The organism is Marinobacter sp. V34, assembly GCF_055524115.1.
Genome location: NZ_JBUPZY010000010.1, coordinates 183544 through 198379, shown reverse-complemented (window position 1 = coordinate 198379; position 14836 = coordinate 183544). Strand labels below are relative to the sequence as shown.

Below are 14836 nucleotides of genomic sequence, written 5' to 3'. Positions count from 1 at the left end.
AAAGGGCCGAAACTGATGGCTGAACACCGGAATCGTGCTAATCGGCCAGTTGGTGGCCGCGACAAAATTTACAGGAATCAGGCGGTGGGAACAGCTCGAAATCGGGTTTTTCTACAGCCTCGTTATGCATACAAGGAATTTACGTGAATCGAATTATCATCATTTTTGCAGCCTTAGTTTTGACTGGCTGCTCGGCATTTTTGGTCCCCAACTCTAGTGATCCATATAAAAAATTGGCTCAAGCTGCTGAACTCTACCAAGCAGGACGGCCTCTTCCCTCAGAGCGTATTGCCAAAGAAGCATTACAAACTTTTGTAGAACAAAAAGATAAGTTCGGGCAGTCAGAGGCTAATTTTTTCTTAGGCATATTTTACAAATCGAAATCAGGTTGGGAAAACGCTCCCGCAGAAAAATACCTAGACAAGGCAATCGGAAGGTTAAAGCTCGCGAAATCCGGGTACGAGTCAATTGGGGAAAATATTCAAGCCTCTAAGGCGGCATTTGAAATAGGCCAAAGCTATAGAGGTAAGGGTCGCACTGATATAACTTGCCAGTATTATGAAGAAAGCCTTGAGCTATATAAAACAGGGCAAGGTGAACATAAGAGATTCAGCTTTAATCCTATATTCAAGTCGCCTCTCGATTTGTTCACGATACATATTGAGCAAGTGTGCGCTAAAAATGCATAACAAGGGGTTGTTGTCGGATGGTTCTTTCGTCGCTTCGCTCCTTCAGAACCGCTGCAAAGCCCGGCGCTATGTGTAGGGAGTGGGTCTATGTCAGAACTGATTGATGAACTCAGACAGCATGCACTCATGTGTGCCAATAATGTGCAAAACGCCAATCCTGACACCGACGCTTCCCGTGTTGCATACGCCAGAGTAAAGACTTTTTCTGGTATCAACTGCCCTGAATGCTGGGTAAGGGAAGAACACGCTTTCAAATTAGAAGTCGAGGCGCACGCTAATGATTCAGACCTATACCGGTGCAAAAATTGCGATTTTGATGGTGTATTTCCAAAAGCCGGGTAGCTGTAATCACATAACCAGTGCATTAAATTCGTTACGGCCCTATGGGCCTCCACCGGACGGCTTTTTCTCCGCTTCGCTGCGTAAAATCCGCCGTTTATGCAGGCGTTAAATCAAAGTTGACTGTATGTCTGAGATCGAGAACCAGAAGGATAACTATCAGTGGTGGCGGTGGCTTTTCGTTCCGGTCGTGCCGCCGATCGCTGGTCTAGCTGGTCTAGCTGGTGGCGCAGCGTTTCATCTTGTGCAGTGGTTTGGCATGAAAATGACCGGAGGTTATTCGGAAGATGGTTGGATTTTTCTGTATTTCATGCCCTTAGTTACAGCGGGTTTTGTAGGATTCGCTTACTCTTGGTCGGCAGCCATCATTGCACCATCCGCACAATTCAAAGCAAGTTTGGCTATGACTAGTCTCTTGTTCTTGTTCGCTCTGCTTGCCTGCTATGTCGCTATTGCTAGACCAGAACACTCGCGGTTCGAGGCAGTGAGTGTTGTTCTGATGAGTGTCGCCGTGGCAGTGGGAAGCATCATTGCATTGCACGGAAGTAAAAAGGCATACAACAGTGAGCCGTAAAGGTTCTGCCTTTGACTAAGAAGATTTAACAAATTGTTGTAGTACGTTCCGGCCGTTGGCCTCCACCGGACGCCCCTATCAGGGCGCCGCTAAACAAAAGCGTTATCCATCAAGGAGAAGACCGTGAGCGATTGTCCAGTATGTAAAATCGCCCAGACTGGGATTGAGGTGGAGGATCACGGTGAACAGTTATTCGTGCGATGCCGTAGGTGTGGAGATTTCAAAGTCACTCGCACAGCACTGAGAAAACTCGAGGTTTTGACGGAGCCGATGCTATTTTCGGCTTGGCTTCGATCTCAGAAAGAAATGGATAGTGTTCCACCGGACCTCCATAGTCGAAATATCGAAAATATTGTCAAAACGATTCCTGAATACTCTGTTTCAGAAAAACAGCTTCTTCTGCTGAAGGCGATTGAGCGGAGGAGCAAGTTTCCAGGTTCTTCCGTTGAAATATTAGCTACAACCGATCATGTACTGAACTTTTCAATTTCTGAACAAGAATTGAAATATCACATAGATTCATTGATCGAGCGGAAACTTTTAAACAACAAGGGTGAATCACGAACATCCTTCAGAAAACTGATAATTACTCCGGATGGCTGGAATTTTCTATCGGAAGAAAAAAGCAGGAACTCTCAGTCCTCGCGGTGTTTTGTCGCTATGTCGTTTTCCCCGGCTTTTGATGATGTATGGGCCGAGGCCATTCAGCCAGCGATTGAGAGTTCAGGGTTTGAGCCCCATCGAATTGATCAAACTCCACACAACGAACGCATTGATGTCAAGATCATGGCAGACATCAAGGAGTCCAGATTTGTTGTTGCAGACGTCACTGAACAAAAGGCCGGTGTGTATTTTGAGGCCGGTTATGCGATGGGGATAGGCATTCCGGTTATCTGGTCTGTCAGACAAGATGATCTTACAAATGTTCATTTTGATACTCGCCAATATTGCCACATAGTTTGGGAATCAAATGAAGACTTCAAACAAAAGCTAGAGGATTTTATTGTGGCTATTATTGGCCGAGGCCACGGGCAAGGATAACAAGTGGCTGTTGCCGGACGCACCTGCGCTGGCGCTTCGGCACGCCGCAAAGCCAAGCGTTGAGGCTGTAGAAAAACTCCGAATCCCGCCCCGGTTTTGTTAGGATCAGACAAACGGACAAGGAGTCGTCAGATGCCCAAAGCCAAGCCCCGTTTCAAGCCCTACAACCCCGACCAGAACGCCATGGTCGTGATCAACTACCAGGACCAGCTCCAGCCCGGCACCTTTGAACACGCGGTGCACTACCTGATCGAGCACAAGCTGGACCTGTCGATTTTTCACCCCAAGTACCGCAACGAAGACACCGGGCGTTTGGCCTACGATCCGGCCATCCTGCTGAAGATCATCCTGTTCGCCTACTCCAAGGGCATCAAGACCAGCCGCGAGATGCAGTGGTGCTGCGAGACCAACATCACCTTCAAGGCGCTGTCCTGCGATACCGTTCCCCACTTCACCACCCTGGCTAAATTCGTCAGTGGGCATGCCGATGAGATCGAAGAGCTGTTCGAGCAGGTGCTGCTGGTGTGCCACGAACAGGGATTACTGGGGAACGAACTCTTTGCCATCGACGGCTGCAAGATGCCCTCCAATGCCGCCAAGGAATGGTCCGGCACCTTTAAAGAGCTGGAAGAGATACGGAAGAAGCTGCGACGACTGATCCGCCATCACCTAAAAGAGCACCATGAACGGGACGAGGCGGAAACGGAAGCCGAACTGGACCGGGACATTCGCCGAGCCAAGACCGTCCTCTCCCTGGACGAATCCCTGAACAAAGTGAACCGCTTCCTAAAGACGAACCGCCCACGGATGGGCCGGGGGAAACGGAACAAGGAAGTGAAGAGCAACATCACCGATAACGAAAGCGCCAAGATGACCACCAGCAAGGGCACGATCCAGGGCTACAACGGCGTGGCCACGGTGGACAAGAAACACCAGATCATCATCGACGCCCAGGCCTTTGGCGAAGGCCAGGAACACCACACCCTGCAACCGGTGCTGGAAACGATAGAGACCCGATTCAAGAAACTGGGTATCGCCGAAAGCATTTATCAGCAAGGCACCGTCATCACCGCTGACACCGGCTTCGCCAACGAAGCGAACATGCAATATCTGCACGAACGGCAGATTAACGGCTACGTGCCGGACAACAAGTTCCGCAGCCGAGACCCCAAGTTCAGCCACCAGAAAGATAAATACGGCAAGCGGCATCAGAACCAACCAGACACGGGCTGGAAAGACATCATTCCGGCCAGTGAGTTCCAGTTTGATCCGGTCAATCTCACTTGTACCTGTCCGGCAGGTAAAGAGCTTCATTATGAGGCGACTCGTACGGATGGGAATGGTGTATCCCGAGCACACTTCAAGGGCCGCCTGCTTCAGTGCCGACACTGTCCCAAGAAACACCAATGCATGCAAAACCCGGCCTCGGCTGATCACCGTAAAGGCAGTGGTAGGCAGGTGACTTTTGCATTAGAGCGGAATCGTGGGCCCAACCACACCGACTGGATGAAGCAGCGGGTCGACAGTCAAAAGGGCAAAGAGATATACAGTCACCACATGTCGGTTGTGGAACCGGTGTTTGGCAACATTGGCACCAACAAACGGCTGAACCGCTTCAGTTTGCGAGGCCGGAAGAAGGTGCAGGGCCAATGGCAGCTATACTGCCTGGTGCACAATATTGAGAAGCTGGCGAATTACGGGCAGTTAGCGGCGTGATGCGGGGAGCAAAAGGTGGGAAATGTGGTCGCTGGACGCCAGCAATATCGGCACTGATATCGTCAAAGGGCCGAAACTGATGGCTGAACACCGGAATCGTGCTAATCGGCCAGTTGGTGGCCGCGACAAAATTTACAGGAATCAGGCGGTGGGAACAGCTCGAAATCGGGTTTTTCTACAGCCTCGTTAGGCATCAATAGGGAGTGCGGATGCATAATCGAGATATACAGGAATTACTGGAGCATGCTCAGAAGGAAATATCCACTATTTCAGCGCAGGCGAAAAATGGCATCATAAATAAAGTGGCGTTGAAAAACACACTGGAGAACTTACGGAGCGTACTCGACTATGCAGCTCAAGATATGCAAAATAAATTGAAATCGCTTACCAATAATAAAATTCCAGAAAAGGTGTATTTTCCATATGGGCAAAGGGAAAACCACTTCAAGAATAGCGTGAAACGAAATCTCCCTAATTTATCGGACCATATGCCATCAATCCATTCTTTGGTGCAAGCTATGCAGCCATTTAGAAGTGGTGATCCTTGGCTGGTTGATCTATGTGGTTTAACAAACGATGCAAAACATAACAGCTTAAGTAAAACCGATAACAAAAAGAGCAGGACTATTCATCAAGGAGGTATGCCGCTTGTTGAGGTAGGCGAAGGGTCACAAGTGACAATGAGAGGTAACCGAGTTAATGGTGTGCTTCAAGATGACGTTTTCATAGATCCTGATGGAACTACTAAGGTCGGGCCAGTTTCAGGTCAAACAATGATCACAGAAAATAACAAAATACAATTTCACGGTAAGCAAATCGAAGTGGTTCCTTTTCTAGAAGCATGCCATAAGAATCTATCAAGATTCGCTGGCGATCTGGCTTTGGAGCTTGAAAATTCCTAACAATCGGCTGCACAGCGACCGGTTTTCCGCCGCTTCGCGGCCCCAAACCGGCGCGTGAGCCGTGCGTTATCTAACTATGATCACCTACTATGACGAATCGCGATAACCACTTGGGAATCGATCGCACTGAGGACTTTGTCCTATGGCGTTACATGGATCTAACCAAGTTCATGCTGTTGCTGTTGAACAAATCGCTCTACCTACGTCGGGCGGACCTGTTCGAGGACAGATTCGAGGGCTCGCTATCTTTAGGTACGATAAATGCGATGGGGACATCTAACCTTCCACTGATGGCTAGAACCATGCTTCAGCAGCACTTCGAGTCTCGAATATACCAATGTTACGTGAGTTGCTGGCACGAGGCTCCGCATGAATCCATGGCCTTATGGAAGATCTACGGTGACGCGGGTGCGGTCGCTATACGTAGTAGCTACAGACGACTGCGATCTGCGCTCCCTTGCCTTAATGATGATGCAATCAGTTCTGGCCAAGGCGATGTAAAGTTTGATGAAACGGGTCGGCCACAGGTGGTGCAGAACTTAGATATTGGAAGGATCAGATACCTCGACTACGATGCAGCAGTAGTACCTAACGCCTACGTCTGGTCCTCTTTGCTTTGCAAACGGATTGCGTTTGAGTACGAAAAGGAGGTCCGTATTTTTGCGTTGGCCGATAGTGCTCGGGAAATGGAGGTTCTGAACCAAGAACGCATGAACGGGAATCATGATGGAGACTCTCATTCGGCGACTGCCAAGACAATGTATCCCCAAGGCATTGAGGTTCCGGCCAACTTGCATAACGTAATAGAGGCGATTTACGTGTCGCCGCTTGCCAAGCAGGAAATGATGACCGTTGTTCTAGATGCTTGTACGAAACACGGACTTAGCGCAGAACTAGTTCGTCCTTCCAGTCTCGCCGGAGAACCGCCGAGGATCTGATGATGGCGTTGGATAACAAGGCGCTCAAACTCGTTCTGCACTTCCCCCACTTCAGTAGACACGCATCGATAACTCCGTGGACTTACCCCGGTACAGTAGGCGTTCCTAGCCTATGATTCGACAACCATTTCAGAGCATTTTTTCCGGGGCCTAGTGGTTCTGGAACAAACTTCATCGCTTCGTCGCATTCGCCTGATTCCGAGATTAGCTCGTAAGCTTCCTGATGTTGTTGATCACCTCTTTATACCGCTCTTCAGTCCCCTGAATCACAATGTGATGAATGGCTGCCCTATCAAACACATACAGATACCCTGACCTGTGCTGTTTGCTGTAGGTACCGAGCAACCCGAATTCACCAACCTTCTGGCTGGTCACTTCCCCTTCCGGCAAACCAAACTCCCTGCCCTGCTCTTCCGCAAGCAGGCGCAGCCAGTTCGGCAGTACAGAACGCTTTTCAGGAATGAATATGGACTGAATAAACTCGCCAGTAACGCCGGTAAGGTCCACCTGCGAATACATGGATTCCCCATCGACAACCTGGTGAGACAGCACCCAATCATCGTATTTCAGGATGAGCATGTTGCTCGAATGAGAGATCAGTTCAGGCTCTGGATATTCCAAGGCCAGATCTTGCGAGACTACCAACGTGCCGGAATAGCCCAGGCTGGGGAGAGAAACTAACAACGCATAGGCTAACGCGCGGAATCCTTTCATGTTCGCCTCCATGTGAATTGGTGATAGCCTAGCGAAAGAGAAGCGATATTGAAATATCCATTGAATCCGACAGACGGTTCCTATTCCGAAGCCGAGCATGATGCAGGCCCTAGCTTTCAGTAGGCGATCTTATGACAATTGAATCCTGGTTTACCTTTGTCGTCGCGTCAGCGGTTCTACTGGTTATTCCTGGCCCGACGATTCTGGCCGTCATCAGTTATTCTGTTGCTCATGGTCGCCGTGCCAATATTCCTCTGGTGGCTGCGGTCGCGCTCGGTGACTCTACCGCACTGTTTGCTTCACTTGTGGGCTTGGGGGCGTTGCTTGCGGTATCTGCGTTTTGGTTCACCGTTGTAAAAATAGCGGGTGGTTTATACCTGCTTTACCTGGGTATCAAGTTGTTTCGGGCAGGCTTCTCTCCCACTGAAATGGCGGAGCCGGCGCCTGACTCATCCCATTTGAAGTTGTTCACCAACACGTATTTAGTAACGGCGCTCAACCCCAAGGGCATCGTTTTCTTCATGGCTTTTTTACTGCAATTCATCACGCCGGGTGGAAACGGGGTGTTCCAAATGTGGTTGCTTGCAGTCACCTTTGTCGCCTTGGCGACCATCAATGCCACGCTTTACACAGTTTTCGCATCCTCGGCACGTCGGCTGCTTGTCTCGCCCAAAGCGCAGCGTAGGTTTAATTTCGCAGGTGGTGCGCTACTTTCATCAGCAGGCGTATGGGCGTTGCTGGCCAAGCGTCCAGCGGCATAAAAGCCAACAAATGGCTGCTGTCGAACGGACCTACGCTGGCGCTCCGGTGCGCCGTGAAGCCAAGGCGTTCGAACTTTAAACGGATTGCTTTATGGACCTGTACAGTGATGAAAAGATTGTCGACTCGTGGCAGAAGAATGCCTCTCAGTGGTCTTCGGCCGTACGAGGTGGCCACATCGAGAGCCGCAAGCTGGTAACGGATAAGGCGATTGTCGAGGCTGTGTTGAGTCGTTCTCCTGCATCGGTCCTGGATATAGGTTGCGGCGAAGGATGGCTTATACGTGAGCTTGCTGCTCAGGTACCCCATCTAGTCGGGGTCGATGTAGTGCCTGATCTTATTGAACAGGCCCAAAATACCGGCGGTGGGCATTTTCTGGTCGCATCCTATGAAGGTATCGCCGCTGGTGCAGTTGAGGGTTTATTCAATGTTGTGGTCTGTAATTTTTCTCTCCTCGGAAAGGAATCGGTCGAGGCGTTGTTCGAAGCTGTACCAGCTCGCCTGAAACCGGGCGGGGCTTTTATCGTGCAAACACCCCACCCTTTACTTGCGGGAGACCTACCCTATATCGATGGTTGGAGGGACGGTTGCTGGGCGGGTTTTGGCTCAGAGTTTGTTGACCCGGCCCCTTGGTACTTCAGAACGCTCGAGAGCTGGGTCGCCCTGTTCTCGGGAAACGGGTTTCGGTTGCTGGAGATGCGCGAGCCCATTCACCCCAAGACCCATCAACCTGCGTCGGTCCTTTTCACCGGCGTCAACATGGCAACGCATGGGACTGTATGAGCGAATTCGTCGAGAACCTCAACGATGTATTTTGCCAGTTTGGCCCGGTTTCCGTTCGGCGTATGTTCGGTGGCTATGGTGTGTACCACGATGGCTTGATGTTTGGCCTTGTCGCAGACGATGTACTGTATTTGAAGGTCGATGGGGAATCGATGGGTCGGTTTAAAGAGCTTGATTTGGATCCGTTCGAATACGAGAAAAATGGCGCTAAGATTAAGATGTCTTACTACATGGCACCGGAGAGTATTTTCGAGGATTCTGAAGAGGCAAAGGAATGGGCGGCCCTGGCGTTCAATGCGGCGCTCCGGGCCAGGAAACCAGCAGCAAGAACCAAGGCAAACAAGAAATGACAGCCTACGTAATTGGCCATGGACTTACCCCGGTACAGTAGGCGCTCCTAGCCTATGATCGGAGCATAAGAGGAATTTTCATGAGAATAGGCTTGCTGATCTTCGTAGCATTCTGGTGCCTTCCAGTTTCGTCCCAAACGCTCGAGATTATGGGGTCGGACGAGGGTTTTCTGCCGTTTTATTACGGTGACAACCTTAACAAAGGCATTCTGGTCGAGGTGATCAATGAGTTCACTCTGGAGGCCGGTATTGCCGCCGGTTTCCGCCCGATGCCACGCAAACGCCAGGCCTGGGCCCTGAAAAAAGGACGAGCAAACGCGGTTTTTGCCAACCCGTTATGGATGCCGCTGCCGGGTCGGATGCACGCCGTCGGACCGGTGTTAACCTGGCGTGATCGTGTGTTCGCGCAACCGGGCCAACAACCGGCCTCCTTCGATGATCTTGACGGCAGCATCTGTCTGCGAAAATGGTTTGTCTACAGCGATCGACTTGAGCGGCGGATTGGTACCGACCTGGCCCGCCATGATTCTTACAATGCCCAACAGATGCTGGGTATGTTTCTGAACGAACGCTGCGATTACGCCGTCATGAACGAAATGGAGTTCCGGTTTCTGGCAAAGTTGGTGAAGGTCGATCCGGATCGTTACAGCACGGAACTGATCGACGCCGAATGGCCGGTCTATCTTGGCATCCTCAAAACCGAGGCGGCTCTGATTGAAGCGGCGGAAGCTTTTTTCGCTACCCACACGGTTGATGTGGAAGCCATGCTACTGAAACTGCCGCCGCCGGACTGGCACATCTCGATTCAGCCGGATAAGTAAGGCAGCTGATTACTATGACAACTGCCCTCACCATGGATCATTTACGCCGTTACGCCATCTCGCGCAGTCTCTTCAAGCCGACCACTTTGTCACGTGCGATTAATAGACTGGGCTTTGTCCAGCTCGACCCAATACGAGCGCCGGCACGAGCACAGGATTTGACGCTGCGCCATCGTGTTATCGACTACCAGGCGGGTGACCTGGAGGCTCGCTACCCGCGCCTGGCTGTCGAGGAGGATTTCTTTGTTAACTACGGGGTTCTGCCACGTACCACGCAGCGCCTTATGCACCCACGCGCGGCGCGCACCGAATGGCCACGCTCACGCTGGGAACAGGCGCAGGCCGTGCTGGAATTTGTGCAAAGCCGTGGTGTCGTTCACCCGCGCGAGGTGGACTCAGCCTTCGAGCATGGCACCACCAAGAATTGGTTCGGCGGTAATAGCCGTGCCAGTACGCAGCTCTTGGATGGCATGCATTATCGCGGGCTGCTCCGTGTGGCGAAGCGCGAAGCTGGGGTACGCCTGTATGCGCCGCCGCTCGCTGATGACCGCGACTCGGTGGACCCGGATACCACACTGGACGCATTGGTCGACGTCGCGGTCGCAAAATATGCCCCGCTGCCTGCGTCAACGCTCAGCCGCTTGGTAACGGGCGTGAGTTCTTCAGCGGTCCCGCAGTGGCGTGAGCGTCGTCGTGAAGCACTCGCGCGAGCAAAAGCTCGGCTGCCCCAGGCTACAGTGGATGGCTGTCGCTGGTTTTGGCCCATCGGCGAGAATCCTGGCAGCCGCCGCTTTGCGGGTGACAATGTGCTGGATGACGATCTGCGCCTACTGGCGCCCTTCGACCCTTTAGTTTGGGACCGCGATCGCTTTGAGCGCTTCTGGGGCTGGGCCTACCGTTTTGAGGCCTACACTCCGGCACCAAAGCGGGTGCGTGGCTACTATGCATTACCTATGCTGTGGCGCGGTCATGTCATCGGCTGGGCTAATGCCGCCGTACGTGATGGGCAATTGGAGCTGGAGCCAGGGTATGTGCGCGGACATGCCCCAGGCGACGCCGCGTTCAAGCCAGCGTTGCAGGACGAGCGGGTACGCCTCGAGCGCTTTCTTTCGCTGTGACGTTCGGTGTGCGGGCGCGAAATGAGAGCTGAAGAATGGCGCTAAGATTAAGATGTCTTACTACATGCCACTCTGGCAGAGGGTCTTTCGAATGAATAGGGATATCTCGATCCAGCAAGGAGCAGTTGAACACCTGTCTGGTATACATAGCCTTGTCCTCGAATGGGGTTATTCCGCCAACGAGTCTCAGACCACTGCATGGCTAGAGGCGCTACTCGCATCCCCAAACCATCAGATACTTGTCGCTATTTCCAATGCAGCAGTGGTTGGGTGGGCCGTCGCCGAGAGGCGTATTTCTATCCGTGAGCTGTTTACTTCTGAGATCACCGGGTTGGTCGTGAGCGCCAATGTACGACGGGCGGGTGTTGGGCGATTGCTCGTTGAGGCTGTTGAAGGCTGGTCCCGCGCCAAAGGGCTCTCACGGGTTGTGGTACGATCCAATGTGAGTCGTTCAGAGTCCCATGGGTTTTACCCGTCTATCGGTTTCGAGCATACAAAGACGACTCATGTTTATGTGAAAGACCTGGATGGGGCCACGCTATGAAATGCGCTCTCACCATACTTTTGGGCATCGGCCTTATTGGTTGCGCGTCGCAGCAACCAGCCGTCACTCTGAAGAACTCGGATTCCGCCATCGTTGGTGAAAAGCCCGAAGGTTATCCAAAAACCTTTATCAAGCGCCTTCCTGACCTGCCCGGCTTTTGTATTGAGGTGACAGAAGATTGGAGAGAACATCCGTATCAGGGTGATACGATCTGGCTGAAGGAAAAAACGATAAAGAGTCTGAACTGCCCTGGGGAATCCTTACCGGGCTCTACGAATGTATTGAAGAGATAGAAAATGATTGACCGCAAATATCACAGAATCGTGTTTTCGTTTTTCATGTCACTGTTGATGTCCTGCATCATGTCGCTGGTGATCAGTGTTTTTAACGTGGGTTGGGTCAGCAATATCGTTTCAATCTGGCTGAATGCCTGGCTTTTTGCGTTTGCGGTCGCCTTTCCTACCATCATTGCGGTGTCACCAATCGTTCATAAGCTGGTCAGTCTGGTTTTGAAGGAAGAAGCCCGATGAGTCTAAAGGAACACTTCCAATTATTGGCCGCTTACAATCAGTCGATGAACGCAAAGGTTTATGAAGCGGCCGGCCGCCTCTCCACACTAGAGTTGGCCAAGGACCGTGGGGCCTTTTTTGGCTCCATTCTGGGTACGCTCAATCATATCGTTGTGGCTGACACCGTCTGGCTGAAACGGTTTATCACTCATCCGTCCTGCCTGAACTCGTTTCAGTCGGTCGCTGATCTTGAAGACCCCACGAGCTTGGATCAGATCATATTTGATGATCTTGGTCGTTTAAAGGAACACCGAATCTGGCTGGATCGCCAAATTATCGACTGGATATCCCAGCTCTCCGAAGCGGATCTGGGTTTCATTCTCAGCTACCGCAATATGAGAGGCATTTCTGCCAACAAACGGTATTCGAACCTGGTTCTTCATTTCTTTAACCATCAAACTCATCATCGAGGGCAGGCTTCAACGTTGTTGTCGCAGGTGGGTGTTGATATAGGTGTTACCGACCTAATGGAACTGATTCCGGCTGAACCGCAAGGATAACTATGCGGGTCGTGAGCGCCCGTTCATCTGAGCAACCTCGGCCGTTTGCGTTTCATCTGCCAACGCCAGAGCCATTCCAGGGGCCCCTGGGTGAATAGCCGGAGCCAGACAGCGCTGAACATCATCTGGGCGATGAAGAACCCTGCTGAATACACCATCAGCGCCGCGAGGGAGAGTGAGGCAAAACGGTCGCCCCACATTCCATAGAACACACAGATGCAGACAGCGGACTGAAGAATGTAGTTGGTAAGTGCCATACGGCCGGTTGGAGCAAAGGCCGAGCGGACCACCCCGGTCAGACGCCCCCTTCCCCGCCACCAAAGCAGAAGAACAGCCCCGTAGCCCATGGCAAGCAATGGTGGAGCCCCCACCCTTCCCAGCAAGTTTACAAACCTCTGGGCCGCGCTCTCCTGGCCCAGCTTGACCTCTGCCATGGCCAGGGCGGTGCCGACCACCAGGCCAACCAGTGCGACCACAACCAAGAGCCGGGCATGCCCCGAATGGCGATCCGCCAAATGCAGGCGGGCAGCGGCAGCGCCGAATAGAAACATCGCCATCACCCGCAGGGGGCGCAGGTGTTCAATTCGATCCAGAAACACGCTGACGCTTAGGTACGCATTGGCTTCGACCACCTCCAGGTAATTCCCCCCGCTCAGGGCTGGTACATTCTCCTGCAGTAGTTGCAGTGAAAGGCCGCTCCCCAGGTTCGCCAAACCTGATTGGGGCGCAAACCAGAGCCCCACAGCCGTTAATACCAACAGCGCAGTGCCACAGACAGCCAGTGTTTGGGCGCGAACGTTCAGGAAGGCGCCAAGGAAGAGCCCCATCACGCCGTACAACATGAGGATGTCCCAGGGGGAAAAGAGCAGAGAATGGGCCGTGCCAATAACCAGCAGCCCCAGCATCCTTCTTGAATGGTAGCGAACGGGGCCGTGCTGCACGCGTTCTGCCAGCATCATGAAGCTGTAACCAAAAAGCAGGGAGAACAGGCTATAGAACTTGGCCCGCACCAGGATGTCCAGCCAGGTGGCGATGGATTCGTCCCATTCTGACCAGGTTAATGCTTGCCTGGTTTCGGCGGAGACGAACCCCCAGCCCGAGAACACCTGAATATTGATCAGCAGGATTCCGAAGATGGCAAATCCTCGAAGGGCATCCAGGCTATCAATACGTTCGCCATTGCTCGCCATGTCGGATGCTCCCTGGGGCTGGCGGTTGGGTTCTTTCCTTCCTCACGCCCAACCTTCGCATATCATGTCCGTCGGATATAGCCGAAGATCACCGGATAACTACCGGATTGTAACCGATGCTCCATTGACACCCCGCGGAGCCGACGATCAGCATTGGGGGTTGAGCACTCGTTACTTGGTGCAAACAGGGAGACCCCATGAATCTGCAATCTATCTGCTCGCAAGCCGGTGCGGCCCTGTTGGCCCTCTTCGCAATCAGCACAGGGTCTGTAGCCCAGGCCGATAGTTGGCCCCCGGCTCTGCAAAAGGAAATCGAACGCATTGACCAGGCCTTCTCCGGCGATCTGGGCGTTTACGTCCGCCACCTGGGAACGGGTGAGCAGGTTTCCCATAAGCTAGACCAGGACTGGTATCTGGCCTCTACCATCAAAATCCCGCTGGCGATCGTGTTGATGCAACGAGCCGAAAACGGCGAGCTGGATCTTGAGCAGAAACTCACACTCCGCGCTTCGGACTACGTGGATGGCACCGGCGATCTGCTGTGGGTGGATACCGGCGCCCGTTACAGCCTGGAAGAGCTCAACAGGCGGTCTATTGTCGACAGTGACAGCACGGCGACGGACATGTTGATACGTTATCTTGGCGAGAGATCTTTCGCGGAGGATGTGGCACGGCTGGTTCCCGAGGGGCTGGGGCCTATCACCACGATTCTTCAGGTACGCTACGACGCCTATCGCGAAGTGCACCCCAGCGTGTCGGTGCTGACCAATCGTGATTTCATCGATCTGAAAACCGCCAATACCTACAAGGCGCGGTACGAAATGTTGCTGGGAAAGCTCAACATCACTGCAAGCGAGGCGGGAGCCAATAGCGTGCACGAAGCTTTTGAACGCTATTACCAGCGGGGAATCAACTCAGGCAGCCTCAAAGCCTTCGGGGCATTACTGGAGCAACTGGCCAGGGGCGAACTTTTGAATGATGCCCACACGGATCGATTGCTGGGTTATCTTTCCGAGATCACCACGGGGGATCACCGTATTGCAGGCGGGTTGCCGGCAGGCACCCATTTTGCCCACAAAACCGGCACCCAGGTGTCTCGCTCCTGTGATATCGGCCTACTCAATCCACAGGTGCCCGATGAGGCGGTTATCGTCGCGGCTTGCGCACGCGATTACGCAGCACTGTCGGAAGCAGAACGAGCCTATCAGGCCATCGGCACGGCGCTGAATGAGTCAGGGCTAGCGGGGACCGTAGATTAAGGCGCGTCTCCCAATCCCTATATCTCCCAA

Annotated in this window: 19 protein-coding genes; 17 read left to right on the top strand and 2 right to left on the bottom strand. The window is 52.6% G+C overall.

The features are described 5' to 3' along the window. The first annotated feature begins 143 nt into the window (after window positions 1–143). The 7 genes from AC0B60_RS16695 to AC0B60_RS16665 all read left to right on the top strand — a co-directional run bounded on the left by AC0B60_RS16695 (window position 144) and on the right by AC0B60_RS16665 (window position 6199). Entirely contained in the window at window positions 144–689 is a 546-nt protein-coding gene (locus AC0B60_RS16695; RefSeq protein ID WP_465087060.1) for a hypothetical protein, read from the top strand. A gap of 87 nt (window positions 690–776) precedes the next feature. Then, window positions 777–1031, top strand: coding sequence for a hypothetical protein (locus tag AC0B60_RS16690; RefSeq protein WP_465087058.1), 255 nt, complete (start codon window positions 777–779; stop codon window positions 1029–1031). Window positions 1032–1155: 124 nt separating this feature from the next. Beyond that, window positions 1156–1602 carry a hypothetical protein gene (locus AC0B60_RS16685; protein WP_465087056.1) on the top strand — a complete coding sequence of 149 codons (447 nt, stop codon included), beginning with the start codon at window positions 1156–1158 and terminating at the stop codon, window positions 1600–1602. A 123-nt stretch (window positions 1603–1725) separates the two neighbouring features. After that, a complete protein-coding gene (locus AC0B60_RS16680) occupies window positions 1726–2643 on the top strand; it encodes a hypothetical protein (RefSeq protein WP_465087055.1) in 918 nt (305 codons plus the stop codon). Window positions 2644–2775: 132 nt separating this feature from the next. Continuing rightward, window positions 2776–4359, top strand: a complete 1584-nt coding sequence (locus tag AC0B60_RS16675) for an IS1182 family transposase (protein WP_465087052.1) — start codon at window positions 2776–2778, stop codon at window positions 4357–4359. Between the two features lie 209 nt (window positions 4360–4568). Beyond that, complete coding sequence (locus tag AC0B60_RS16670; protein ID WP_465087049.1) at window positions 4569–5261, top strand: hypothetical protein; 693 nt, start codon at window positions 4569–4571, stop codon at window positions 5259–5261. An 89-nt stretch (window positions 5262–5350) separates the two neighbouring features. Beyond that, the gene (locus AC0B60_RS16665) at window positions 5351–6199 is read left to right on the top strand and encodes a hypothetical protein (RefSeq protein WP_465087047.1); all 849 of its coding nucleotides are present in this window, start codon (window positions 5351–5353) and stop codon (window positions 6197–6199) included. Between the two features lie 204 nt (window positions 6200–6403). On the opposite strand, the gene AC0B60_RS16660 is transcribed toward AC0B60_RS16665, so the two are convergent. Next, window positions 6404–6913, bottom strand: coding sequence for a hypothetical protein (locus tag AC0B60_RS16660; RefSeq protein ID WP_465087046.1), 510 nt, complete (start codon window positions 6911–6913; stop codon window positions 6404–6406). A gap of 131 nt (window positions 6914–7044) precedes the next feature. Between AC0B60_RS16660 and AC0B60_RS16655 the strand changes: the two genes are divergently transcribed. The 9 genes from AC0B60_RS16655 (at window position 7045) to AC0B60_RS16615 (ending at window position 12357) form a co-directional block, all read left to right on the top strand. Then, complete coding sequence (locus AC0B60_RS16655; RefSeq protein WP_465087045.1) at window positions 7045–7674, top strand: LysE family translocator; 630 nt, start codon at window positions 7045–7047, stop codon at window positions 7672–7674. A gap of 91 nt (window positions 7675–7765) precedes the next feature. Then, window positions 7766–8455 carry a class I SAM-dependent methyltransferase gene (locus tag AC0B60_RS16650; protein ID WP_465087044.1) on the top strand — a complete coding sequence of 230 codons (690 nt, stop codon included), beginning with the start codon at window positions 7766–7768 and terminating at the stop codon, window positions 8453–8455. Next, complete coding sequence (locus tag AC0B60_RS16645; protein WP_465087043.1) at window positions 8452–8805, top strand: TfoX/Sxy family protein; 354 nt, start codon at window positions 8452–8454, stop codon at window positions 8803–8805. Before AC0B60_RS16650 ends, AC0B60_RS16645 begins: the two co-directional genes overlap by 4 nt. Window positions 8806–8885: 80 nt before the next feature. After that, the gene (locus tag AC0B60_RS16640) at window positions 8886–9626 is read left to right on the top strand and encodes a substrate-binding periplasmic protein (protein WP_465087042.1); all 741 of its coding nucleotides are present in this window, start codon (window positions 8886–8888) and stop codon (window positions 9624–9626) included. 14 nt (window positions 9627–9640) lie between these two features. Next, window positions 9641–10744 carry a DNA glycosylase AlkZ-like family protein gene (locus AC0B60_RS16635; protein WP_465087041.1) on the top strand — a complete coding sequence of 368 codons (1104 nt, stop codon included), beginning with the start codon at window positions 9641–9643 and terminating at the stop codon, window positions 10742–10744. A 91-nt stretch (window positions 10745–10835) separates the two neighbouring features. Then, window positions 10836–11288, top strand: coding sequence for a GNAT family N-acetyltransferase (locus tag AC0B60_RS16630; protein WP_465087039.1), 453 nt, complete (start codon window positions 10836–10838; stop codon window positions 11286–11288). Then, entirely contained in the window at window positions 11285–11581 is a 297-nt protein-coding gene (locus AC0B60_RS16625; protein ID WP_465087037.1) for a hypothetical protein, read from the top strand. Before AC0B60_RS16630 ends, AC0B60_RS16625 begins: the two co-directional genes overlap by 4 nt. Before the next feature lie 3 nt (window positions 11582–11584). Next, window positions 11585–11818, top strand: a complete 234-nt coding sequence (locus AC0B60_RS16620) for a DUF2798 domain-containing protein (RefSeq protein WP_465087035.1) — start codon at window positions 11585–11587, stop codon at window positions 11816–11818. Next, on the top strand, window positions 11815–12357 hold the full coding sequence (locus tag AC0B60_RS16615) for a DinB family protein (protein ID WP_465087034.1): 543 nt from the start codon (window positions 11815–11817) through the stop codon (window positions 12355–12357). The genes AC0B60_RS16620 and AC0B60_RS16615 overlap by 4 nt, the downstream gene beginning before the upstream one ends. A gap of 23 nt (window positions 12358–12380) precedes the next feature. On the opposite strand, the gene AC0B60_RS16610 is transcribed toward AC0B60_RS16615, so the two are convergent. After that, entirely contained in the window at window positions 12381–13547 is a 1167-nt protein-coding gene (locus tag AC0B60_RS16610) for a DUF418 domain-containing protein (RefSeq protein WP_465087032.1), read from the bottom strand. A 197-nt stretch (window positions 13548–13744) separates the two neighbouring features. Between AC0B60_RS16610 and AC0B60_RS16605 the strand changes: the two genes are divergently transcribed. Continuing rightward, the gene (locus tag AC0B60_RS16605; RefSeq protein WP_465087030.1) at window positions 13745–14806 is read left to right on the top strand and encodes a serine hydrolase; all 1062 of its coding nucleotides are present in this window, start codon (window positions 13745–13747) and stop codon (window positions 14804–14806) included. Window positions 14807–14836 lie beyond the last annotated feature (30 nt).